16 protein-coding genes are annotated in these 24017 nt (G+C 46.5%); 4 read left to right on the top strand and 12 right to left on the bottom strand.

All coding sequences use genetic code 11. From position 1 onward, the window contains the following. Positions 1-435 precede the first annotated feature (435 nt). From NC997_RS07735 to NC997_RS07725, 3 genes are all read right to left on the bottom strand, one after another. Positions 436-2091, bottom strand: coding sequence for a penicillin-binding protein 2 (locus NC997_RS07735; RefSeq protein ID WP_242031526.1), 1656 nt, complete (start codon positions 2089-2091; stop codon positions 436-438). Between the two features lie 321 nt (positions 2092-2412). Next, positions 2413-2937 carry a hypothetical protein gene (locus NC997_RS07730; protein ID WP_242031517.1) on the bottom strand — a complete coding sequence of 175 codons (525 nt, stop codon included), beginning with the start codon at positions 2935-2937 and terminating at the stop codon, positions 2413-2415. 246 nt (positions 2938-3183) lie between these two features. Continuing rightward, complete coding sequence (locus tag NC997_RS07725) at positions 3184-5571, bottom strand: GAF domain-containing protein (RefSeq protein WP_190530331.1); 2388 nt, start codon at positions 5569-5571, stop codon at positions 3184-3186. Positions 5572-6177: 606 nt separating this feature from the next. Between NC997_RS07725 and NC997_RS07720 the strand changes: the two genes are divergently transcribed. The 4 genes from NC997_RS07720 (at position 6178) to glgB (ending at position 10568) form a co-directional block, all read left to right on the top strand. Next, positions 6178-6351: a hypothetical protein gene (locus NC997_RS07720; RefSeq protein WP_190410652.1), complete on the top strand. Its 174-nt coding sequence runs from the start codon at positions 6178-6180 to the stop codon at positions 6349-6351. 294 nt (positions 6352-6645) lie between these two features. Then, positions 6646-7362 (top strand): glutathione S-transferase family protein, encoded by a 717-nt coding sequence (locus NC997_RS07715; protein WP_190410651.1) that lies wholly within the window; start codon positions 6646-6648, stop codon positions 7360-7362. A 40-nt stretch (positions 7363-7402) separates the two neighbouring features. Further along, a complete protein-coding gene (locus NC997_RS07710) occupies positions 7403-7711 on the top strand; it encodes a hypothetical protein (RefSeq protein WP_190530329.1) in 309 nt (102 codons plus the stop codon). 550 nt (positions 7712-8261) lie between these two features. Then, positions 8262-10568 (top strand): 1,4-alpha-glucan branching enzyme, encoded by a 2307-nt coding sequence (glgB, locus tag NC997_RS07705; protein WP_190530327.1) that lies wholly within the window; start codon positions 8262-8264, stop codon positions 10566-10568. A gap of 93 nt (positions 10569-10661) precedes the next feature. Here glgB and NC997_RS07700 read toward each other — a convergent pair whose 3' ends face one another. The 9 genes from NC997_RS07700 to NC997_RS07660 form a co-directional block, all read right to left on the bottom strand. Continuing rightward, positions 10662-11198: a type II secretion system protein gene (locus NC997_RS07700; RefSeq protein ID WP_190530325.1), complete on the bottom strand. Its 537-nt coding sequence runs from the start codon at positions 11196-11198 to the stop codon at positions 10662-10664. 334 nt (positions 11199-11532) lie between these two features. Continuing rightward, positions 11533-12084 (bottom strand): prepilin-type N-terminal cleavage/methylation domain-containing protein, encoded by a 552-nt coding sequence (locus tag NC997_RS07695; RefSeq protein ID WP_190530323.1) that lies wholly within the window; start codon positions 12082-12084, stop codon positions 11533-11535. Between the two features lie 39 nt (positions 12085-12123). Further along, complete coding sequence (gene hpsC / locus NC997_RS07690) at positions 12124-13161, bottom strand: hormogonium polysaccharide secretion pseudopilin HpsC (protein WP_190530321.1); 1038 nt, start codon at positions 13159-13161, stop codon at positions 12124-12126. Positions 13162-13215: 54 nt separating this feature from the next. Beyond that, positions 13216-13857: a type II secretion system GspH family protein gene (locus NC997_RS07685; RefSeq protein WP_190530319.1), complete on the bottom strand. Its 642-nt coding sequence runs from the start codon at positions 13855-13857 to the stop codon at positions 13216-13218. 71 nt (positions 13858-13928) lie between these two features. Then, complete coding sequence (hpsA, locus tag NC997_RS07680; RefSeq protein ID WP_190530317.1) at positions 13929-18860, bottom strand: hormogonium polysaccharide biosynthesis protein HpsA; 4932 nt, start codon at positions 18858-18860, stop codon at positions 13929-13931. A 609-nt stretch (positions 18861-19469) separates the two neighbouring features. Next, on the bottom strand, positions 19470-19706 hold the full coding sequence (rpmB, locus tag NC997_RS07675) for a 50S ribosomal protein L28 (RefSeq protein ID WP_190410643.1): 237 nt from the start codon (positions 19704-19706) through the stop codon (positions 19470-19472). A gap of 94 nt (positions 19707-19800) precedes the next feature. Next, positions 19801-21813: a molecular chaperone HtpG gene (gene htpG / locus NC997_RS07670; RefSeq protein WP_190530315.1), complete on the bottom strand. Its 2013-nt coding sequence runs from the start codon at positions 21811-21813 to the stop codon at positions 19801-19803. Positions 21814-22011: 198 nt separating this feature from the next. Beyond that, positions 22012-22644, bottom strand: coding sequence for a class I SAM-dependent methyltransferase (locus NC997_RS07665; RefSeq protein ID WP_190530313.1), 633 nt, complete (start codon positions 22642-22644; stop codon positions 22012-22014). Positions 22645-22836: 192 nt separating this feature from the next. Then, the gene (locus NC997_RS07660) at positions 22837-24006 is read right to left on the bottom strand and encodes a glycosyltransferase (protein ID WP_190530311.1); all 1170 of its coding nucleotides are present in this window, start codon (positions 24004-24006) and stop codon (positions 22837-22839) included. Between the last annotated feature and the right edge of the window lie 11 nt (positions 24007-24017).

The raw sequence follows: 24017 nt of genomic DNA, 5'->3' as shown, positions 1-24017 counted from the left end.
GATGGTGCTTCACAAATCATTTAGGGCTGCGATAGCAATCCTATTTTAATTGTGAGATGCTAGATTTCCGAATCCCCGACTTCTCTCAGCCGTCGGGGATCTTGCCTTTACATACAATTATTGAGGGCTACGATATAGACTTTTTATTTTATTTTTGTTAAAATAAAATCGATAAGGAAGAACTAGCTTTTAATATTTAAATCAGACATATTTCTATTATTTAAGGATACCTTGGGCAGCCTAATTAAGAAAGTCATATTAAATAAAAATTTTGCGCGATCGCCTGCAAGCCGTTATCCCCACTCGTAATTAAAAATGTAAGGGTCAGCAGATTTGCACAACTAATCTAACGGTTGGTTGCGATTAGTTATTAGCTCTGAATTATCACCAATAACTAATGACAGCTTCAACATAGGTTTCTTTACGCTCTCCTACTTAATTTTTAATTTCAGAAGGTGGAATTTTCTCAAGGCTAATTAAGGCTTCCATCACTGATTTCACTACAGGTGCGGCTACGGTGGAACCATAGACCTTGCCCTTCGGTTCATCGACAACAGCTAGAACCACATAGCGGGGAGCATCAACCGGAAAAATGCCCACAAAGCTAGTGATTCTGGCAGAGCTAGAATATCCCCCAGTAGCGCTGGCTTTCTGGGAAGTGCCCGTTTTCCCTCCTATTCGATAGCCTGGGATTTGTGCCGCTTTCCCCGTCCCCTTCGTAACGACTGCTTCCATCATTTCTAACACCGTCTGAGTCGTCGCTGGGGAAAAGACGGGGCGCGGCGTGGGTAGCGTTGGCTGCCAGTACATCTGCCCTTGGGAGTCGATTAGCCCCCGGACGAGATGAGGAGTCACCAGTTTGCCGCCATTGGCGAGAGCAGCGTGCAACTGAGCCAGATGGATAGGGGTGAGGGAAAAGCCCTGACCAAAGGAGGTGGTAGCGGGTTCAATTCGAGATGACGTAAACTGCTCTTGGCTTTTCATTTGTCCGGGTGATTCAAAGGGCAGGTCGATGCCAACCGCTTGCCCCAGCCCCAGCCGTTCCAGCCAACCGTAGTAGATACTTGGCTTGAGTTGTTGGATAACTTGCACCATGCCGACGTTGCTTGACTGTTGCAGAATCTGAGAAATCGACAGGGCACCGTGACTTCCCTCTTCAGCATTTTTGATCTGCCAGCCAGCAACCTGAATCTGACCTCGATCGTAGAATACAGTGTCAGGTTTAATGGCTCCAGCTTCCAGCGCGATCGCTATATTGAGTGGCTTAAACGTCGAACCCGGTTCGTAAAGGTCTGCCAGCGCCCAGTTCTTAAACAAACCTACATCCGATGTAGAATACTCATTCGGGTTGTACGTCGGCTCTGCAACCAGGGACAGCACCGCACCATCCCGCGCATCCATCACGATGATAGTGCCCCGTTTGGCACTAAACAACTCCATTTGTTGCTTGAGGGCAGAACGAGCAGCACGTTGCAGGCGATTATCTATTGTCAGTTGGAGTTGCAGCTCATCAAAATGCAGCAATCCTTCGGGCAGGTGATCCGGCATCAACGTTCCGTTACCAGCGCGGCTAAGCCGAACGGTGCGAACAGCCCGGGTGAGTAAATTTTCCTGGCTATACTCCACACCCGCCTGACCGCGATGATCCACATCCACATAGCCCACGACGTCTGCGGCTAGATCCTGCTGGGGATAGAGGCGGGCGTAATGTTGAATCAGCTCTAAGCCATCGGTTCGCAATTGGGAAATACCGTCAGCTTCTTCTTCTGTCAGGGCGTAGGCAACCCGAATTCCACTTTCCTGCTTGTTGAACTGCTTAAGCAAATTGTCAGCAGAAACTCCCAAAATCACCGCCAATTTCGTCGCAATTGCCTGTTTGGATTGTTTAAACAGCTTTGGATGGGCGTACAGCGTATAGGCGGGACGGTCAGTTGCCAAAACGTTACCACTGCGATCCACAATCGAGCGTCGGGGAACAAAGGGGCGCAGATAGACCATCTGCTGCTGTCGCGCTTTTTGCAGCAGGCTCGGTGCCTGCACCACTTGTAGGCGATACAAATTGATCGCCAGCCCTAGCCCGCTCAGAGACATGATTAGCCAAACAAGCAGCAACCGTAAGGATGAAGTACCCAGCAACAAGGACGGAGAACGCAATAGGCTCCAATCAAAAGACTTCTGAGGTAAAGACTGCTGTGGTGATATCTTCTCCTGTTGCCGATTTTCGCCGCCTTGCCTCGGTTCTGATGACTGACGACTTTTTCCGTTTCGAGTGGATTTTCGAGGCAGTTTTTTCACTAACTCTGGCATTCCACTTCCATTCTGGTTCAACTCGCCCGTCTCTTTAGCAGTTGCAGAAACCTTTTGCGTAGGCAGCGACCTACGATTGCTGACTCCTGACTTTTCCATACCTCGTTAATAGCCTAGTGGCGTAGTTGGGGATGTTTCTGAGTTAGGAGCTGCCACTGGCTTGGGCCGTGACTGGCGCTGGGGCGCTGGCGGCAGAAAGATGGTGTTAGCTGGATTGGGAGCAACCAAACCCGTACCCGGACGCTCAGCTTCTTGAGCCAACTGATTTTTTAGGGCTTCATTTGCCGCTGTCATTTGCCGCTCGTTGCGTTGCAGATTTTCCAACTTGCGGTACTCCTGGCTCCACATCTGCTGAGTATAGACCGTCCAGGCATAAACTCCCAGGGTGCTAGCAATCAAGAAGAAACATACCAGGTTGGAGGTGCGCTGCAATGTCACCAGCGATCGCAGCCATGCGGGTGTCTGTGCCTGAAAGTCCCGCTGTTGGGAGCTTCTGCTACGGGTTCTAGACGATGAACCGCTTTCGGAACGCAGAGGGATTGCCTTTCCTCTAGGTTGCCGCGAGGAAACAGTGCTTCTTCTATCCGGACGGTGACGATCTGGAGTCAGGGAGTGAGGGGCAGCAGCCATAAGTAGTTCTTGTTATTAGTTATCAGTTGTCAGTTGTTAGAGACGCGATTTTTCGACTCTCAAGGTCAGTTTGCTTTGCCACTGACTGCTGACCACTGACAAAGGACAATAAACCAATCAATTTAAACTCTAGACACAAGAGCTGTCCATAGTCCATATTTTCTCGCATCGAATCCAGCATTCTTGTCGAGATAGCTAATCGATAGCGAACGTGTACCTAATAGCTACCTTCGACGCAACCACAGCTTAACACTCTCCAATTGCTTCTTTTGGCAAGGTCGTCGCGATTGCTTTGAGATGAACGGGAGAAGGTTCGGTAGGATGAAGGATGTAAGATGTTGGGATGCTGAGGGAAGCTGCTGGAGAGCTGCTCGCGTTACCCACCGGATAGGATGAGGGATAAATTTCTGCTTCTGAGTTTCTGACTGCTGACTCCTGAATGCTAGCGTCCTTCTCCTCACCCCGCGCTAACAACAGTTGGGGGGGCATTAAGGGAATTTCAACAATAAACTCTGCACCTTGACCGACTTGGGAGTGGCATTGTAGCTTGCCTTTGTGTTGGGTAACGATGATTTGGTAACTTACTGCTAAGCCCAATCCGCTGCCCTGACCAACGTCTTTCGTAGTAAAGAAGGGGTCAAAGATTTTCGACTGAATTTCTGGGGGAATTCCTGGCCCATTGTCAGCGATCGCAATCCGCACACTAGCGACCCCTGGAGAGTAGTCCGGCACCAATTCGGTACGCAAGGCGATTTTTTTGTCCTCGGAAAACCCCCGATTGAGCGCTTCTATCGCATTCATCAGAATACTCAAGAAAACTTGATTGAGTTGCTTCGGGTAACACTCCACTAAAGGCAAGTCGCTATAGTTTCTCTCTATTTGGATCTCATTGCCCAGCTGACTGTGCAGCAAGAACAGCGTATTTTCCAGCCCGATGTGAATATCTACTGGTTTCAGGGACGCTTGATTATGGCGCGAGAAGTTCTGCAATGATTTAACAATTTCGTGAATTCGCTGGGCACCTGCCTGCATCGAATTCAAAATGCGCGGTAAATCTCTCAGGAGGAAATCTAGCTCTAGTTCCTCAGTGAGCTTTTGTAATTCAGCATCTGGATTGACATAGAAAGTTTGATAGCTCCGCACTAATCGAATCAGGTCATCTACATACTTTTCCACATAAGGAATATTGCCGTAGATAAAGTTCACTGGATTATTAATTTCGTGGGCAACGCCAGCTACCATCCGACCCAGACTTGACATTTTTTCACTTTGAATCAACTGGGATTGCGTTAGTCGCAGTTCAATCAGCGTTTGGGCCAGTTGCTTAGCTTGAGTGGCGCTTTCTACTGCCTGCTGCTGAGTTTGGGCGTATAAGTTGGCTTGTCGAATGGAAATCGCCAGCTGATCGGCAACCGCTTGGGCAAGTGTCCGGTCATTTTTCGACCAATACCGGATATGCGAACACTGATTGAGATAAAGAATTGCGTTGAGTGTTCCGTTTGCCTGTACTGGCACGACCAGGGAAGATTTTATCTGGGCTTTTTGATACTCTTCGTTTGCTTCCCCAATTCGGGGGTCTTGCTTGATGTCAGGAATACTCACTTGTTGACGATGCTGGATCGCCCATTGGGTCAGTGGCCCGTGGGTATCAAAGTCATCAATGGTAGAAGGAAAAGGCTCCCGACACACCTCAAAAAGGTATTTCCGCCGAAAAGCGGCACCGTCAGCGGGCAAGGGTTGCAATAAGCAAGTTTTATCTGTTTGCTCCTTTGCTTCTTGCTCCTCGGCTTCAGACGCGATCGGCTTTGTCTCTACAAGCTGCTTCCCGACTCCCCGGTTTCGCTCCTCTTCCAAAGTGTCGCTATGTTCCACCAGATGAACTAGACACCGATCTGCTGACAGCGCCTGCATCAGATGAGCGATCGCTTCAGTCAGAATCGTCTCCAAGTTAAAACTCTGCCGGGTTTGACTGGTAATTTGATTCACCAATTGCTCTCTTTGAGCTTGTTTCTGGGTTTGCTCGTAAAGCTGAGCTTGACAAATCGCAATTTCTAGCTGCTGGGCGATCGCTTGCAGAAATTCAATTTCGGAGTTTGACCAGGTGCGGGGTTGCTCTGAAATACAGACAATAAAGCCAACCCATCCTTCTTTTCGCTTAACCGGAACGAACAAGTTAGCCCTGTCCCAGGGAGAAGACCCTTGGGAGCGTCCACTGGTGTCGATTTGCTGGTTATCTCGCTTTAGCCAGGAAAGCCATCGATTCATCATCCCCCCTGTCGTCGGGTGAGAACCTGCTGTTTGGCTGTTGATAATTAATTTCCCAGAAGCGATCGCACTCTTCACTGCGCCAAAAGTTTCTAAGGGATGGTACCCCAGTTGAGAATTCTTTTGCTCTCCATTGATCCGCTCGCAGACAACTTGTACCCGCTTGGTATCCTCGAAATACCACAAAAAACAACACCTATCTAGGTGTAGCAACGTGGCAATTTCGTCCACTGCCGTTTGCAGCACCACTTGCAACTCCAACGAGTTGCGGATGCGATCCACAATTTTCTGTAGCAGTGCCCAATGCTTTCGCGGGTACTGAATCCAGGCTGGAAATAATTTGCTGGTATAAGCCACAAGCGGAAACACGCCGCCTCCCTTGAACTCTTCTTGCGCGTCTAGTTTGGTAAAAATTTTAGGCAGCGGTCAATCGTCCTGTTGTCAAATCACTAGCAATTGGTAAGCCATGTTAGTTTATCAGTCACTTTGGTTAGAAATTGTATTCAGAATAACTGATAGTGAGTCTCCACATCTCCATAAAGGTTGATTTTTTAGCTTCATTCCGTTGCTTTGACTGAGAAAACTAAATTCGCTCCCGATGTGGAAATCCTCGAAAAGTCGCGGATAGACAAAATTACCACTTGCTGGTACAGTTTACTCTGTTTTTCCGAGGCTTCTGCTAAAAAAGAAATTGAAAAAAACTCAAAGCAATATCACTCCCAAGAGTGAGTGTGAATCCAGCAGTACGAGAGTATTCTTTCCTAAGTACGAAATCCGAAGAATACGGTGGGGCGCACCGGAATTCAAGCTTGGGAGCAAGGAACCTCACTCTTTTGGAATACCCAAAACTGGCTAAGAGGACTGGTGAAACCAAGAATTCCAGATTTCACCTGCGGGAGCGTCTAAGCAAAAACCGCAATATTGTGATTAAATAGCAAACGATTCCTTTGGTTGCAATCTCTTAAAGAGGAGTGTATGAACAAAAAAATAGTGAGTCTGCTTTTAGTTCTCGGCTTGGCTACCACCTTGGGAGCTTGTCAGGAAGGACCGAGTGATAGTACTACTAGCCCTTCTCCTACCACATCTCCAACGACTGGTGGAACGACTGGTGGAACGACTACTAGCCCAGCGCCCACAAAGTCTCCTTAAGGAGCTGGTTTTCGCTCCTTACTTCTCCTGAAAGGGATTCATACCGAATCGACGGGTATGAAAGTTAGTAGTGAGTTCTAAAACATCTGAACCCCGATCTGGTAATTGCTCCTCACACATTCACTGGGTATCTACTACTATCTGAGTCAATATTGACACCCAGGACAACTGTTATGTTGGCAACAACTGACTGACGAAAACAACTGGGGTCACAAGCATTAGTTGGCTCACCTAGAGTCGGAGTAAGGTCTGACTATGTTTATCTGTTGTTGCGGTAGGCGGCTTTGGCATTAAATGCGACTACTGCAATTTAGTACTTCTCACTATTGTCGGAAAGCAAGACTGGGGCTAGGTTATAAGCAAATTGCTTATCAGGTTGAAAATTTAACCCCAGGGCTACATATCCTCAAACTCAAGCCAATCACCGGACTCACGACAGTGCCGGTGCTTTTGTTAGAGGCAGAAGATATGCAGGGAGTCAGCGAAGCCATCCCGTCAGGGACGCGGCAGGAAGTGCAAGCGATCGCTGACTCGACGCAGATTTTACAATTTCTAGATCGCTATCGCCCAGAACCAGCGCTATCGTTACCGGATCGCCAACTACAGACAGAAGCCTTGATGCTGGAAGATTGGCTGGATGAAAGTATCGGCACGGCGACTCGCTTTGTTTACTATGATTTTCGTGCCGGTGCTGGTAAGCAAATCGACCCTTCGCCGTCTAGTCAGCTGGTGATTCAGGTGGTGCGGCGGCAATATGGAATTAATCAGGCGGCGGTGGAACTGGCAGCAAATCGGCTGAAGGTAGCAATGGAAGTCTTGTCCAGTCGCTGGCAGAATAGCCTCTACCTGGTGGGCGATCGCTTAAGCGTTGCAGACATCGCCGCAGCCGCTTTACTCAGTCCTCTAGCGCTGATTCCTCAATACCGAGAAGATTATCCTTGGTTGTTTGAGCGCATTGAGCGGATTCACCTTCTTTGTCGGGAACCACTACCCCCCGGATTGGGAAATTAAAAATTAAAAATTAAAAATACACTGAAAATTAAAAATAGAAATGAAAAAGGCCATTATTTCACTATGGATTTTGCAATTTTCATTTCAACTGCTGGGGGTGATGCCTGCTAGGGGACTGCCACCACCGGAGGATACTCCTGAGGAAGTATTGCGGACGGAGATTATTACGGAAGCGCGATCGCCTATCGACGGCAAGCGACTCACTGCTGCTGAGTACGCCCAATTGCAGAATTCTCTGCAAACCCGCCCTTCTGCAACATCTCAGGTGAATCCCAAACTCCGAGAATTAGTTTTTCTGCTCCGCGTGCGGCGGCTGCTGCGTACCTTCGGTATCCCTACTCCCAAATAAATCCTGCATTTTAGCAATTAATTTATCTGCTTTGTGTGGGGTCAGTGTTATAAAGGTTCGCGTTCCTTGGAAAGTGATGGCAACGAGAAAAGCGTTTGCCTAAGTAAGTCGCTATCATAAACTGCGTACACCCCACTTGAAAATCTGCCTTTGTTTGCTATACCTACTTGCTTGCTCCGACTCTTAACTCAATACTCAGATGAAGACGTAAATTTCAATAACTCTAAAAACAGCCAGTTTCACGCTAGATGACGATGCACTTTTATTGACATTGTCCTAAGTAGAAGAAACAACTGTGTCCTGCTACCGATGACAAAATATACAAAAAACAAAAAATGTATATAAATATTAAAGTGCTGTTAACCAGAGGGAGATGCTCGTTCTTCAACCGCTAGCTGCTATAGCCCTACCTGACGGGAAGACTTTCAGGCTTAGGGCAGACGCTACGCGATCGCCTTAAGCCAACGATACGGGCGATCGCAACACACGTGCGCGTCCAAAAAGCCCTATCGAGAACCCATTCATTCAAGACCTTTAGATAAATAGGTTTATGTCCATGACCATCGCCCCCGAACAGATTGAGCGGATTGTTTGGAATCAACATCAAGACCCATTTGAAATCCTGGGTGCCCATCCCATTCAGCAAAATGGCAAAACCGTCTGGGCAGTGCGAGCCTATCTACCCAATGCCAACGCCGCGTGGGTAGTTTGCCCCCAAGAACGGACAGAATATCCCATGCAAGCAGTGCATCACCCTCATTTTTTTGAATGCACCATTGAGATGCCAAAACTGGCAAACTATCAGCTGCGGATTCAAGAAGGGGAACACGAGCGTGTTATCTACGACCCCTACGCCTTCCGTTCTCCCCACCTGACAGAGTTTGACCTACACCTGTTTGCAGAAGGGAATCATCATCGCATCTACGAGAAACTAGGTGCCCATGCAACGGAAATTGATGGGGTAACAGGAGTTTATTTTGCAGTTTGGGCACCCAATGCCCGCAACGCTTCTGTCTTGGGGGATTTTAATAACTGGGATGGTCGCAAACATCAAATGCGTAAAGGTTCCACCGGCATTTGGGAAATGTTCATCCCAGGTTTGGGCGTTGGGGAACACTATAAATATGAAATCAAAAACGCCGACGGTCACATTTACGAAAAATCCGATCCCTACGGCTTCCAGCATGAAGTGCGTCCTAAAACAGCATCGATTGTCACTGACTTAGATTCCTACCAATGGAATGACCAAGATTGGATGGAAAAGCGCCGCCACACCGACCCGCTCACCCATCCTATCTCTGTCTATGAAGTTCATCTAGGGTCTTGGCTGCACGCTTCCTCTGCTGAACCGCCACGGTTGTCCAATGGAGAGACAGAGCCAGTGGTAGTCGTCTCTGACTACAAACCAGGAGCGCGTTTCCTCACCTACCGGGAACTGGCAGAACGGTTAATTCCTTACGTTAAAGAGCTGGGATTTACTCATATTGAATTATTGCCAATTGCTGAGCATCCTTATGATGGCTCTTGGGGTTATCAGGTAACTGGGTATTATGCCTGTACTTCCCGTTATGGGACACCTGAGGACTTCATGTATTTGATTGACCAGTGCCACCAGAACGAAATTGGGGTGCTAGTGGACTGGGTTCCGGGTCACTTCCCCAAAGATGGTCACGGTCTCGCTTTCTTTGATGGCACCCACCTTTACGAACACGCCGACCCCCGCAAAGGCGAACATAAAGAGTGGGGGACTCTAGTATTTAACTACAATCGCAATGAAGTGCGGAACTTCCTGGTTGCCAACGCCCTGTTCTGGTTTGACAAGTACCACATTGATGGAATTCGTGTGGATGCTGTGGCGTCGATGCTTTACTTAGACTATTGCCGTGAGCCTGGGGAATGGTTGCCTAACCAGTACGGCGGCAGAGAAAACATTGAGGCAGCTGATTTTCTGCGTCAGGCAAATCATACGATTTTCAGCTATTACCCTGGCACCCTGTCGATTGCAGAAGAGTCAACTTCTTGGCCTATGGTGTCTTGGCCTACCTACGTAGGAGGACTGGGCTTTAATTTGAAGTGGAACATGGGCTGGATGCACGACATGCTGGACTATTTCCACTTGGACCCCTGGTTCCGCCAGTTCCACCAGAACAATATTACTTTCAGTATGTGGTACAACCACAGCGAGAACTTCATGCTGGCGCTATCTCACGATGAGATAGTCCACGGCAAGAGTAATATCATTGGCAAGATGCCGGGGGATGAGTGGCAGAAGTTCGCGAATGCTCGCTGCTTATTCGCCTTTATGTTCACTCACCCTGGTAAGAAGACTCTGTTTATGAGCATGGAGTTTGGGCAGTGGAGTGAGTGGAATGTCTGGGGTGACTTGGAGTGGCATTTGTTGCAGCATGAGTCGCATCAAAAACTGAAGCGGTTTATGAGTGAACTCAACCATGTCTACCGCAGCGAATCGGCTCTTTTTACTCAGGATTTTGCTCAAGAAGGCTTTGAGTGGATTGATTGCAGCGACAACCGTCATAGCGTGGTCGCGTTTATCCGCAGGGCGAAAGATTCGGAGGAGTTTATTATCACAGTGTGCAATTTTACTCCTCAGCCGCATAGTCACTACCGTGTAGGTGTCCCCGAACCCGGATTCTATACCGAACTGTTTAACAGCGATGCCCGTGAGTACGGGGGAAGTAACATGGGCAATTTAGGCGGTAAGTGGACAGATGAGTGGTCGTTCCACACTCGTCCTTATTCGCTAGACTTGTGTTTGCCGCCACTAGGAGTGCTGGTTTTGAAGCTTGACCGGCAGAAGACAGCAACCGCGATGCAGTCTTGGTTGTCTCAGGGATAGTCGGGTTTCTTGTTCCCAGACAACCGTTCTGGGAACAAGAATCTCAATGCGATCGCATTCCTGATTACCAAGCGAGAATAGCGATCGCACAGATTACACTTTGCAACTTTTATCTTGCGCTGTTCGCATCGCTCCCAGAAGGGTGGAAACAAATACACACCGTTTGACTTCCCCACCATTCTTAATGTTCAGCGTTACCCTTGCCAGATATAAGTTCTCTTGCGGATTCATGATTACGCAACCTCTATAGTCAAACCGGACTCGGCGCGGGCTACCTAATGACTGTGAAGCTAAGGTGGTATTAGGAGCGTCTATTTGAATATTTTGCTCAAAATTCTGCCATTGTCCGGGGCTAGGGTTAATACCGGCACGATTGACTGCCCACTGAACGACCCCATTTTGTTCTTGAAAACTGGCTTCCCAAGCAACTTTGTCACGCTTAGCGTTGCTTTGGGCTTCTCGCATCGCTCGGTAAACTTGGTCTTGGGCGACTCTGAGACGTTGGGCATTGAGAAATCCTAACCAACTAGGGGCTGCGATCGCGCTCAAAATCCCGATGATTAAAATTACGACTAAACTCTCTATCAGCGTGAATCCACCGCTGGAGCAATTAGATAACTTTTTACGCATTAGCTAGATACTAAAAAGACACACCCAATTTCTCAAGTTTCCTTGTTTGATGTGTCTTTTGAGTTCCGTATCCTCGCTGATTTTTGCAATTGGCTATTGGTTGTAGTCAGTATTTTTTCCAATAGCGATCGCGCTCAACATCCCAATTATTATTAAATTTACGACTCAACTTTCTATATGAATAAACCCACCGTTGGAGCAATTTAACAGCTTCCTAGGCATGAGCTATGGCTAGATACAGAAAAGACGCATGTAATCTCTCAAGGTTCATCTTTGGATACGTCTTTTGCAATCCCAATATTCACCAATTTTTAAGAGCCGTTTAATCTGCTAACTAATTACATTCAGCCGCATCTTTTCCAGTTTGAATTGCGCCTAAAAGAGTTGTCACCTTGACACACCGTTTGACAGTTGTATTTGGTAGAGATGTTATGATTTTATACGGAATTTGGTTTTGGTTGACAATGCCTTGATAATCAAACGTGAATGTGTTTGCACTAGGAGTAACTTCAACTTGACCGGGCTTGATGTCTTGATTCTCTGCTAAAGTCCTCCATTGAGGGTCAGTAGAAGCAGGAGCAGTAGTACCAGGATAAACAACAACTTTTGGTCGTTGACCAGCGGGAGTTTGAAAGCTCACACTGTAGCTAAGTTTTGTCCTTTTAGCTTCTCGTTGGGCTTCTCGGAGGGCATTTAAGGCTGCATCATTAACGGCATTGACTCGTTGCCGATTGGTAAAAGCAAGCCAACCAGGAGCGGCGATCGCGCTTAATACTCCGATGATTATAATTACTACCAGCAACTCGATCATGGTGAATCCAGCAGCAGATTGATAGCGCGATCGCTTCCATATCTGTAATTTTTTTAACACATCTAAATTTCCCATATTTTTTTACCCTATTTAATGGCTTTTTACTTGTTGGGGTTATTTACTATATAGAAAACCACGCCCCTTCACTTGGATGCTTGCGCTTGGATAATAAATTGACCTGTTAGAAGAGTAAGGAAGAGGCTCATCAGAAGGATTAATCGTTCGCGCCAAAGCATTCCCTCTGATAAACACTTGGGTTGAAAGCTGGCTTGGATCAGAGTTTATGCAAGCATAGAAGGCACCCGTTAAAGTAGTCGGAACCTGTTGTGGATTCGGGGTTGCTCCTGATGGATTCGGACAACTAGGTGTTAGACCAACTGTACTTTTATCAATATAATCGACCAATACTTGAATTTTAGGGCTGTTTGCAGTGTAAGCGCCTGAGTTCGTCCACGAGTTCATTGCCAAGTTAAGACTACTTGCTGCTTTTAGGTCAAACATCTTAAAACCCGGCTTTGGCTGTGTAATGTAAACAGCTGGATTATTAGGATTCCTGACTTCATCGCTAATTTCAAATCTACCAATTCGAGCAGCTTTAGACCAAGTATTGCTAGGGGTAATGTCTTTGATTAGGTAATAGGCAACAAGTGAATAAACACTGCCATCGTTACAGTTGTCAACTGCAGGGGGTGGGGGTGGTGGGCAGGTAGCTCCAGTAATAGTTGGTATGGCTTTTGGTTTTGCCGACCGCTTCCATAAGACAAGAATCGGTACGCACTCAGTCGTTGCCGGATTGCAACCCACTTCTGTAGAACCTGTAGCAAAAGGTGGAATTTGATTTTTAATGCCAGAAGTAGCTGGGTTGGTCGTTGAATTATTTTTCAAGCCATCGTTATCGTAAACATAGACTGCTTGTGCTAAATCTTGTGAAATGTAATCAAGGGCGTCTTTAATCTCTTGCTCTGAAGCAGACTTTGCTTGTTCTTTGCGATCGTTATCTAGAATGTTAACCATAAACCCTAACAAAGGCGCAATGACCAAGGCAGCCAGGATTATAGCTACTAGAAGTTCGATGAGGGTAAAGCCGCTATTCTTCTGAGCCAGAGGGGAACGTTTGAGCTGACTGGTTAACAGAAATTTCAGTTGATTCATGATGCTAGAGTTTTCCCTTTATTCACAAGTATTTAGCAACCTAAGCTAACAGTGCTAGGAGCAACTAGAACTAGGATTACTAGGGTTGTTAACTTTAATGCGATCGCACAAAGTTTTCAGTGAGGTGTCACTGCCAGCAATCTCTGTAGTCGTTTCAAACTGGGGAGCTTTGCGATCGCCTAGCCCCCCAGTAAAAGTTTGAGCTTTACCCTGAGTTGCCGGATCTGACGATCCCATTGTCTTGAGTGTGCCTGCCTCGGAAAAGGCGTCTGCTCTGTAAACTCGAATCCCTAACCTGTAACCATTCTCAGGCTTAGCTGCCACTCCATCTCGGAAAGCTTGAATCAATAGGTCTTGGTTGCTACTACAGCCACCCCCATCGAGATCGACGCAATACAAACCAGTCGGACTCGTGGGAGGAGCAAACTGACCAAAAGCGCTAGATGTGTGAACGGGGAAACCTGTAGTGGTGCTGTTGATCGCCCCAGACCGGATACCATCAATGTAGGCTCGTGCCGCCTCGGTTCCCCGTTCTACCCGCTTTGCTTGCACCCGTGTTGCTACTGAGAGGACAATAACGGGTGCTAACCCTACCATTAAAATAGTCACCACGATAATTGCCAGCAAGGATTCAATGATTGTGAAACCACCCTGACTAGACTGGGATATCGGTTGCTGTTGTTTGGGTTTTATCATGGCTGGATCTGACCTGAACTATTTGGGTTTTGCTAGATTCGGTAGAATGTCTTGCTTACGGTTTGCCGAAATCAACCGCCTGTCTTGGCTGTGCAGAAAGTACCGGGCGGGCGTTGGTCAATGTCGATGGCGAAGGTAGTAGGATTTGCCAATTCTTTAGCACACAGTAACGTTTTCATCCACTCGTCATCCCTGCCCACTTCCCGATAGAATTCGTTTGGCGATCCAGGCGACTCTCTGGTGAACTGTTGGGAGAACCTGTCAGGCAACTGAGACAGCAACGCTACATCAAAACCCCAGTACCGGAAAGGTTCTACATAGAAGGCTGTGCCACCTCCACTGCTACCAATGGTATTGATTTCACTGCTGTACAACTTTGTGTAGCCAAAAGGACTAGAAGGCAGCGTTGAACCTTGCACACCTTGGAACGGGGCTGTTGCCTGGGCACTGTGCTTAAACTGGATGAATGAACCGCTGATTCGCGCAGGAACCTGATACCAGTTCTCCATGAATCGCACAAAGTTTTGCAAACCTCCATTGGATTCACTCTTTAAACCGTTGAGCGGGCTATCTCCTCCCGCAACCACCAGGTTGAAAGTCGTATCAGTACTAGGTCTGTGCAGCCAGAGTGTGTTGTTTTTAATGTATGCAGGACTAGCAGTATCAGGATTTGCACCCGCTGTTTGATTCGGGAGATGAAATTGCAACACAGGCACTAAGAGGGGATGTTCCAGAGGGGACGTTCCAACTAACACCGGATCGTTGGCAGCGAATGGTACAGTGTTTTGGGTTCGGTAAAACAGCGGCTTAGTGTCACTGTAACTCCAATCACCAGGGGTAGCGCTGCTGGGATCTGTAGTGTTAGAGGTTGTTCGATACAACAGAGCATTGGGTCGCGTCCGAGGCCGGTTGCTGCTGCTAAAAGTGCTGTACGGATAAGCTTTAACTTTTCCCGTGGCGCTATCGATTCCTAAGGGCACTGGTTTATCAGCATTTAGTACCAGCAAATTGCTAGGATTCCGTTGGAAAGCGACCCGGCGGGGATAGCGTTGCTCCGCTGTTTTTTCTTCTGGCGATATCGTACTATCGCCGTTAGCATCGTAACCTGGAGCAGGTGTAGCGGTAGTGCCCGATAAAAGTTGGCTCACATCCGTACCGATCAAGCCTGCATCTTTGGCACTCAAGTTAGGATTTGCTAATGTACCAATTACCCAATCGGCTGGTCCACATTCGGAAACAGGCAGTTTCCGGCAGATTTCCATGACATACTCTGAGAACTGCCCTCGCCGTTGAATGGGCGTGACGAAGTTGTTGAAGTAAGAACTGGGGACGTAATTAGTAGAAGGAGTGTTGCTGATGTAGTCAGCATCTGTAGGCGTTTTGATGCCGCCAACATCGACACTGATGCCACTGCTAAGACCGTTGGTGACAAAGTTGTTGTTCCAGAAGCCCCTCTCTTTTCGCTTAGTTATCGAATCTAGGTTTCCCTGGTTATTTCTCAGGTCATAGTCTCCCTCATTGCGGAAACCGAATCTAAAACTGTCAGAAAGGAGGGTGACGGAATCTGCAAGCACTGTTGCGGGTCGCCAGAAGTCACCACCTGTACAGCTAAGCCCTGGCTGTCCATTGCGGCAGGCAAAGTTGTATTCAGGAGTTGCACGATTATAGAAAACGTCCTTGGTATAGGTAGGATCCGTTGCCAGTTGTTCCTGAAACTCTTCCAGGCGTGTTCCCCCTGATGTTTGGTGCAGGTTAAAGCCTTTAACATCAGCTTTGACATAAGCTGGCAAGTTAGTGGCTAAAATCAGACCCTTTTCTGCCCCTGGAGGCGTGACCAAAGTGTAGGCATTAGTGGGAGTCGCGGCTCCACGAGCTAGGATGCTGCCGTTGACTAACATAATCCCGCTAGGTCGTCGGGTAGGGTCAAGCTTAAAGTCAACCGGGCTTTTGCTCTTTTGCGCTGACATTTTTTGGGCTTCGGTACCCGTTGTAGGTAGAGGTTCGCTCAGATCCAGCAGAGCGTCTTCACGAGTGGCATAGATAATGCCGCTGTCTGGCAACAAATACTCCGTTGAGGGAGTATTTGTTGCCGCGGTACCGATTGTAGTTTGTCGCAGCTTATTTAAATCCAATGCCGTGACGCGAATCTCTAGAGGCTGACGCTCTTCAATGCCGAGGTCATAATTCCCGGTCAGTGTAGATACATTGGTGGGATTGATGGCTCTAAAGGTTGCTAAACCGCCAGTAGCATCGTCAGCCGGATTATTATCTCGATCAATTGCTTTAATCTCTCTGGCGTCCAAAAAAGTTGTTTCGTAGATGCTTCCATCGGGGATAACGGTGGCATTACGAGTCAGAGTTCCGTCAGCAATTTTTAAAGCACAAATGGTGGAATCAATAGTAGATTGCTGTGCGAGGGTGAGAGCTGCTGCACCATTAGCGGCTAGGCTTGTCAGCGCATTGCGGAGTGGCTCATTCACAAACCGCCCGTTAGGGAAGATCAGGTTGGCTTGATAGTAGAGCCGATCCAATACAGAAACACCAATATTTGCTGGATTCTCTGCTCCCGCTCCTTGGAATGCTGGTGCTGTATAGGGAAATAAACCAGTAGTACCGTTTGGCGGTGCTGAAGTAGTAGGCAATGCAGCTGCGACTGGTGCTGCATCGTAGCTGATGCCGTTGTTAGATCTGCCTCGGACAGTGCCAGTAACCCCTGGTGGGCCAGCAAAAGCTGCTGCCAGAGTAGATTGGTTCCTAGCCGTTACGCTAGTGCTGGGATCGTAGTAGCTGCTGACACAGGCAATCGGCGTTTGACGCTGTGTAAGGGTGTTAGCAGAGCTGCCTTTATAGTGATAAACTGCCGTAGCTCGCATCACTAAATCCCCTCTTCTATCACCGCTAGGGATAGGAAGGTCAGGAATACCCTCTCGTCGTGTGTCTTCCCACATTGGCATTGAGTCAGGCCAGACGGGTGTAAACAGTGACTCGTTTACAGTAGCCGTTGAGGGTACATCGAGAACAGTTGGTGGCGCTGGTAGGAAGGACGCGCTAGCATTGCCAGGTGTTATTTGCTCATTTGGACCGATGTGATAACCTGTGTAAACTCCAGCACCCGTGACGACTCGGAGACCCCCTACTGCCTCAAGTGGTTGGTTAGGGGCTAGAGCAGCTTGTTGTTCCCAGAAGCCATCCCGATCTGTATTCCCTAAATCTGATAAAGGAAATACTTGGGTGTTGCGGTAGCGTGCTTTCTTACTGGGGTCAGGGGAATAATTCCAGTCTGCATTAGGTTTAACTGGTTGCTGTCCTTTATCTCCCTGAAACTTGTTTGCTGTGCTGTCCCACCACTTAGCAGGGAGACCATTACCAACGAGGATGCGATCGCCTAAATATTTTTCCCCAACTTTACCTTTTGCCTGTTCTGTCGGTTCTGTTGCCGGTGGCTGATTCGTCACCAGTGTCAGACTATTATTACTCGCTCCACTTGTTGGATTGGCTGGATGTACCCATTCATCCGGTGGTCGCAGCGTGTTTCCACTACTTCCCGGAAAATATGTTTTAGCGTTATCACCACTGGTATCTTCCGCATAAGGAACGCGACGCATACGATCTCTAAAGTATTTCTCTAGCGCGCTTAGGCGAACCTCTTGTTGTTTTTCTACCGAGGCACTCGTTGGAATTTGCTTTTTAACATCATCTGGATCGTTGGTAAAATCGGTCGGATTCGCAGATGTCCATTTTTGGACTAAAACATTTATTCGATTAGCATACGCTTGGCTGTTATAAGCTGCTTGATTGGGCGTGTTACTGACTGTATTAGTCGTCGTTGTTAAGTCTTGACGATCGGCACTGTTTTTCTGGTACCGATCCACCTTTACTGCGCTAACACTAGCGCCATTTGTACTCCCAACCAGCAAATTACCGCCAACAGTAATTTTGCCGTTTTCCTCTTGGTAGAAACAAGATTTGAGGCTACTGACCTGGTAGTACTCAACATCTCCACTACCCGCTTTGCCAGTTATCAAGTTGCTGTTGGTCTGGATGCGCCCATTTATTTTAAGCCCAGATCCTGGAGTAATCTCTAGGTCATCTTCATACACAACAGCATTGTTATTCAGGGGAATCTGCGCCCGGTCTTGCTGGTACTCTATAGCAGAAAATCCTTTGTTGCTACCTGGCGGGAAAATCTGAGGGTTAGCTGGCTTATTAGCATTAGTGGTAAATGGAACAGTTGCCGCAAAGACATAGAAGCTTTTCTTTAAAAGAGACCCGGTTTTATACCAACCCGTGCCTCCCACCAAACCAGCGAAGCTGCCTTGTGCAGCAGCACAGGCCGGATTGGCGGCGCTGTCATCCATCGGCGCAGTTCTCGCCTCGATAGGAGTTCTTTTGGGTCTTACACTCGGATTGGGAGTCCTGAAGTAAATACCATAGAGGGTATAGCTATCAAACTTGCCATTGTTATCGGTATCAACCGGAAATCTCCAAGCAGTGGTTGTACTTTCGTTATTGTCTAATGGCAGGTTGGTTGCCTTTTCAATCGTGTTGTTTCCATTAATGTCATATTGAACCAGCAGCTGCGTCTCATCGCCCAAAGTATACTTATTGAGGCTCCCAAAAATTGCCTGATTTAAGGCAAAATCTGTTGGTGTTGACCGTGGCAGCGTCGGGTCTGCCAGTAAAGCGGATATCTTTGCTTTGGCTCGGTCAAGGGCGGGGGTTGCTGCTGCCAGCACTGCCTGATTCACCCTCACGTTACTGGCATTTTTGGAACGATCGAACGACCGGAACACCATCGCTGTCGTCAGCAAGATGACAACTAGGATTACCATTGTCACCGTTGGCAAGATAAATCCAGACTTGGCAAGCTTTGAGCCTCGACCGATAACCATTAAGCTCCGCAAAAGCCAGTTCATGAGCGTTTTGGTAATAGCTCTTCCTAGCTGCATCATTTGCCGGAAAAGATTCTGGATAGCTTTAACTAACTTGTTGCGGGATGACATGGCTGCTTTCCTGTCAAAGGTGAGAGATGGGTGGAATGAAGAGTTTAAAACTTAAAAAATTAAGAACTGGCGTCGAAAGGGATCAGAAAAGGCTAATCGCCTAAAATTTCGCTTTTTATGAGGTGAGGGGAAGCTTCATCAAAAATTTATAGTTCGACATTTCTCCTCTGTCTTAACAACCCAATTTCTGGCGGGCAACCGGGAAACTACGCACTCAGATGTTTAACGGCTGTTTAATGGCTTGTTAAATTTTTCAGTACCTTTCCGGAGTAGAAATGTCGGTTCCGTATTCTGGCATAAAGGCTAGATGTGCGCTTCCCCCAAGGGATAGATTTAAGAGTCTCTATAAACCATCTTTGCAAACATAGCGTTTAGCTTCAACACAACTTAACAAAAAATCGGGGTAGATTTACTGTAGTTAAGATACCCAGATGTTGTGCAAAACCTATCACCTCTAGTAAAAAAATAAAGAAACTGCCCAACACGCACCATGAAGTGGGGTATCAGGCAGCACATAAATAACAAAGTGTAGAGACATCGCAGGCAACGTGCTCTACTAGAAGCCATAAGCACTCAGGGATTCTCTAGAGGCTGTACTAATAGTGTGTACTAATAGTGATTCAGGTTAATTCCCGCTTCTTTAGCCATCGTTTGCAGACCCTTTAGCTCTAGAGTCTTGATTGCCTTCGTAGAAAGCCTTAGCTTCACCCAGCGATTCCCTTGAGGCCACCAAACTCGCTTCCATTGCAGATTTGCTTCCTGTAGCTTTTTGGTACGCCGGTGAGAGTGAGAAACTGCATAGGCATTATTCGCCTTTTTGCCGGTCAGCTGACATTTGCGCGACATAGTCTAGTCTCCAGATTTTCGGTCGTTATTTAGATATAGCTTTTAGATTGTACCCAAGCTATTGCTTAGGTGGGCAGTGCCCACCCATACTCGCCTAGCGTGCTGTCAGACGAGTTAGCACTTGATTCGACCGTTCCACAAAGGATTTCATCCCTTCAGCGTCAAATCCTTTCTGAGCCATTAATGCCAAATCATAGATATGCTGGCACATCAGATTAGCTAAATCGCCGGTGGGTGATTGACCCTCACCTTGGATAATACTGCCTTGGCTTAACTGAACTAGATTTTGAATCAGCGGGTGCGCGGTATTTACCACTAAGGTGTGTTCTTCAGGAAATTCAACGTTTTGCTGCTGCATCAGCGCGTTCATCTCCCGTAGACGCCGCAGAACTTCTGGCAAAAGTACCATTGCTGGTGGAGTTCCCTGCGGGTCATCTGACTTTAGCGCCTCGGTGCGGATGTTCAGCTTGGGCTTGTTGAGGGCTTTCTGGAATAACTCTTTGATGTGTTCTGAGCGAGTTTTGTTAGTTTTGGGGTCAACAATTTCTCCTGCTTTATCCTGGTCAAGCAGGGTTTGGTCGAGGTCAGAGTCTACGCGGGAGAACTTAACATTCGGATGTTCATGCTCTAGGAAGCTGATGAAGTGGGAGTCTATGAAGGAGTCCATAAACAGGACTTCTAGACCTTGGTTTTTGTGTAGTCCTACGTAGGTCGCCTGGGAGACTTCATCGGTGCAGTAAAAAACTCGATTTTCGTGGCGGTCTTTATTCCGTTCCAGGTACTCTTTGAGGGTGGTGTAGTTAGTGGCGAGGGCTTCGGACTGAGGGCTGAGAGGTGAAGAAGCCGAGGTTTGACTTGGGGTCACTTCTTGCCAGACATCGCCCTCTTGAGATTGCACTTCAACAGATGGGATATCGGGTTGGGGAGTTTCTGGAGCCGCAGGTGTAAGGTTCGCAGTGGTGCGATAAATCAGGATGTCTTCGACTTGCTTTTTGAATTTGTCGTCGTTGAGGGAGCCAAATTTGACGAAAGTGCCTACGTCTTGCCAGCAGCGGATGTACTCGTCGCGATTTTCACGGTAAAGTTCTTTCAGGCGATCGCCTACTTTCTTGGCAATGTAATCGGCAATTCTCCGAACTGTCCGGTCGTTGGTTAAGGAACTGCGGGAGACATTCAAGGGGATGTCAGTGCTATCAATGACGCCTCGCAGCGGCAGCAGGAACTTGGGAATAACTTCTTCGCAGTGGTCGCTGACAAATACTTGATTACAGAACAGCTTAATTTGCCCTTTGGTGGTGTCCACATCCGGCTTGAGCTTCGGGAAGTAAAGAATCCCATTCAGGATGAAGGGATAGTCAGTGTTAAGATGCACCCACAGCAGCGGCTCTTCTTGGAAAGGGTAGAGGTAGCGGTAGAATTCTAGATAATCTTCTTTGGTCAGGTTTTGGGGCGATTCCTTCCAAGGTGCCTTTTGCCGGTTAATTGTCTCCCCGTCCAGTTGGATAGCTACTGGCATGAAGTCGCAGTAAGTTTTTACCAACTGCCGAATCCGCATTGGTTCCAGGTATTCCAGCTCCTCATCCTGAAGTGTGAGGGTGATGGTGGTGCCGCGTTCAGTTTTTGGTGAGTCTTCTAACTGAAATACGGGTGAACCATCACAAGACCAGTGGACGGCAGAAGCTCCTTGCTGGTAAGAGAGGGTATCAATCTCGACTTTTTGGGCCACCATGAAGGAGGAGTAGAAGCCAAGACCGAAGTGACCAATAATCTGTTGATCTGCGTTGGCTTTGTACTTTTGGATAAATTCTTCGGCGCTAGAGAAGGCAACTTGATTGATGTATTTCTTGACCTCCTCTGCGGTCATGCCGATACCGTTATCCGAGATGGAGAGGGTTTTTTTGTCTTTGTCAATTGCAATTTTAATTTCTGGTTCGCCCAGTTCGCCAGTGAATTCGCCTGCGAAGGAAACCATCTTGAGTTTCTGGATGGCATCCACGGCGTTTGAAACCAGTTCCCGCAAGAATATCTCGTGGTCTGTGTAAAGAGATTTCTTGATAATTGGGAAAATATTCTCGGTATGAATTGTGATTGTGCCTTGTTCCAGCATAGTTAGGAATCTCTAATTCGCTTGCTTGGAGTATCTTAAATATTGATTGTGAGCGATCGCTGTTCGTTCTGAGTAGAGGGCAGGGCTGCTTAACCCTATGGGATTCCCACCCATCGAGATGCGGATTTCCCTACTTTCTAGTTTAGTAAAGGAAATTGTAAATAGGCGCGATCGCTCAACCCCCACCTAGAATGCTAATTATTTGTTTTTTCCCAGTACGAAAAAGTAGTGATAGGGGTTTAAAGGATCGATAAATTCCCTCTTAATAATAAAACCCGCTTTTTCAATTGAGTTAACTAGACGTTTTTTCGGATAGCCTTTGAGTCCCATCTCCCAGTGGTGTTCATCAGTCAAAGGCTTTTGACTCCAGAAGAGTGGAATCCGAACAAAAAAATACTTGGGTCTTAATGACAAAGAAAATTTAAATTGAATTGACAAAAATCTACTTCTATAGGGAACTGAAATTACTAAAAACTTTTTAGTTGCATCTGCCAGCTTTTTGAGGGCTTTTTCTGCATCCTCATAAGGGATATGCTCTAATACTTGAAAGATAGCGATCACATCGAATTTATCTTCTGGCAGTGTAAAATCACTTGCTAGATCCAGAACCATGTCCGGCTTTAATTCTACGTCAAAATCAGCGGTTGTGACGTTGTATCCACCCCGCTTGAGCATTTCTGTAAAAAGTGAATTAAAAATCCCGATTTCAAGGATGTTGTTAACTTGCTGTCCTAAACCTCTGATAAGACGTGCCTGGTTATAGTAGCTAATGAGCCGGTCTTTTGATATATATTCTTCGCCTGAAATTTTAGATTTGTTTATGCTCGTCATAAAAATATCTCCTTGGCTGGTTAAAAAATTAGTATTATTAACTTTACCTATACTAGTAGAAACTTAACTTTAAGCTATTGAAGACTAAAAAGCTTTACAAGTTTCTATTTTTTTAATAAAGCTCTAAAAGCTAGCATTTCTACTCATCGGACTATAGTTTTCCAAAAATTCAGAAAAAAATAGAAATATGTTCTATTTTCTTAACTTAATTAATAGTTTTTTTACGGCTTGAGCAGAAATATTCCAATTAAGTCTATCTTGATACTCGTTGAATGATGAGACAGCTAAGCGTTCATAGTCACTATAATTTTCTAGTTTGGATACAATATAGTTACAATAATCAGCAATATTAGCATCTACTTCAAAAGTTTTCCCGTTAAAATCATTTTTAATGATAGTTGGTATACCACCAGTATTTGTGGTTAAACAAGGTACTCCAAACGAATTTGCTTCAATTAAAACGTGGGGGGAGCAGTCTGCTAAAGTAGGTAAAATTAGAAAGTGGGATTCAGCCATTAGTCTATTAAATTCATTTAAACCCTCAGTCGTTGATTTATCAATAAATCCTTTAAGGCTAACAAAACTGAGTTCAGACTCATTAATCTTCGGCTGGCATCCAACTACTTGAAGTTGAGTTTTTAGACCCATTCGATTTAGTTCTCTAGCAACTTCCAGAGCAACACTCCCTCCTTTTCTAAGCCACTCCACACCAATAAATAATAATTTGCAAGGATTTGTACTTCTTGCTTTTATAGCATTGTCAATATCATCAATTGTTCTCTTACATGTTACATTAGCTCCCCAAGGAACTACTTTTACTTTAGAAGGATTAATTCCATAGATATCAATGGCTGTTTGAGCAGCCCATTCTGACGCGAGAATTACTAACTCGCATTTATTCAATGCAGATTGTTCCATTAAATATATATTTTCTTTGGTTTCCTTGCACAAGTTGCTCAAATAAGGATAAAAATCAATCAAACCTGCCAGTGTTGAATCTGTCCACAGAACGACTGGTTGCTTACATTCCAGATAAGCAATCGGCACTGCATTTTCCGGACAAAGCACTATGTCTGAGTTAAATTTAGATAGTTTTTCAGATATCTGATATGCATAATCCTTAAGCACTAATGGCTCTGCCCAGCGGTAGTAATCTTTTTTAAAAAAGTTTCGATATAAACTCCACTTAGCTTTAGTAATTACCGATTTTTTCTTATTTAAAGGTCCAAAGTATTCCAGGTCAATAGATTGATTTTTTAAAGCTTTTGCTATGCTGGCTCCAGCACCACACAGTCCTAATTGAGACTTAGTCCAAGTCAAGCTATTAAAGACATCATAAGTTGTAGCATAAGCGAGCTTCATAACGAGTAATT

This window comes from Trichocoleus sp. DQ-A2 (assembly GCF_039961915.1).
GTDB lineage: Bacteria > Cyanobacteriota > Cyanobacteriia > Cyanobacteriales > FACHB-T130 > FACHB-T130.
Note: the sequence above shows the minus strand (reverse complement) of the source record. Positions and strands in the feature narration are given on the sequence as shown.

Bases quoted from the DNA above. Each gene is read 5' to 3' on its own strand.
- NC997_RS07720 (WP_190410652.1), top strand. From the start codon at position 6,178: ATGAACAAAAAAATAGTGAGTCTGCTTTTAGTTCTCGGCTTGGCTACC.
- NC997_RS07710 (WP_190530329.1), top strand. From the start codon at position 7,403: ATGAAAAAGGCCATTATTTCACTATGGATTTTGCAATTTTCATTTCAA.
- NC997_RS07700 (WP_190530325.1), bottom strand. From the start codon at position 11,198: ATGCGTAAAAAGTTATCTAATTGCTCCAGCGGTGGATTCACGCTGATA.
- htpG (WP_190530315.1), bottom strand. From the start codon at position 21,813: ATGCTGGAACAAGGCACAATCACAATTCATACCGAGAATATTTTCCCA.
- glgB (WP_190530327.1), top strand. From the start codon at position 8,262: ATGTCCATGACCATCGCCCCCGAACAGATTGAGCGGATTGTTTGGAAT.
- NC997_RS07715 (WP_190410651.1), top strand. From the start codon at position 6,646: ATGCGACTACTGCAATTTAGTACTTCTCACTATTGTCGGAAAGCAAGA.
- NC997_RS07695 (WP_190530323.1), bottom strand. From the start codon at position 12,084: ATGGGAAATTTAGATGTGTTAAAAAAATTACAGATATGGAAGCGATCG.
- NC997_RS07660 (WP_190530311.1), bottom strand. From the start codon at position 24,006: ATGAAGCTCGCTTATGCTACAACTTATGATGTCTTTAATAGCTTGACT.
- hpsC (WP_190530321.1), bottom strand. From the start codon at position 13,161: ATGAATCAACTGAAATTTCTGTTAACCAGTCAGCTCAAACGTTCCCCT.
- NC997_RS07665 (WP_190530313.1), bottom strand. From the start codon at position 22,644: ATGACGAGCATAAACAAATCTAAAATTTCAGGCGAAGAATATATATCA.
- NC997_RS07735 (WP_242031526.1), bottom strand. From the start codon at position 2,091: ATGTCTCTGAGCGGGCTAGGGCTGGCGATCAATTTGTATCGCCTACAA.
- rpmB (WP_190410643.1), bottom strand. From the start codon at position 19,706: ATGTCGCGCAAATGTCAGCTGACCGGCAAAAAGGCGAATAATGCCTAT.
- NC997_RS07685 (WP_190530319.1), bottom strand. From the start codon at position 13,857: ATGATAAAACCCAAACAACAGCAACCGATATCCCAGTCTAGTCAGGGT.
- NC997_RS07730 (WP_242031517.1), bottom strand. From the start codon at position 2,937: ATGGCTGCTGCCCCTCACTCCCTGACTCCAGATCGTCACCGTCCGGAT.
- hpsA (WP_190530317.1), bottom strand. From the start codon at position 18,860: ATGTCATCCCGCAACAAGTTAGTTAAAGCTATCCAGAATCTTTTCCGG.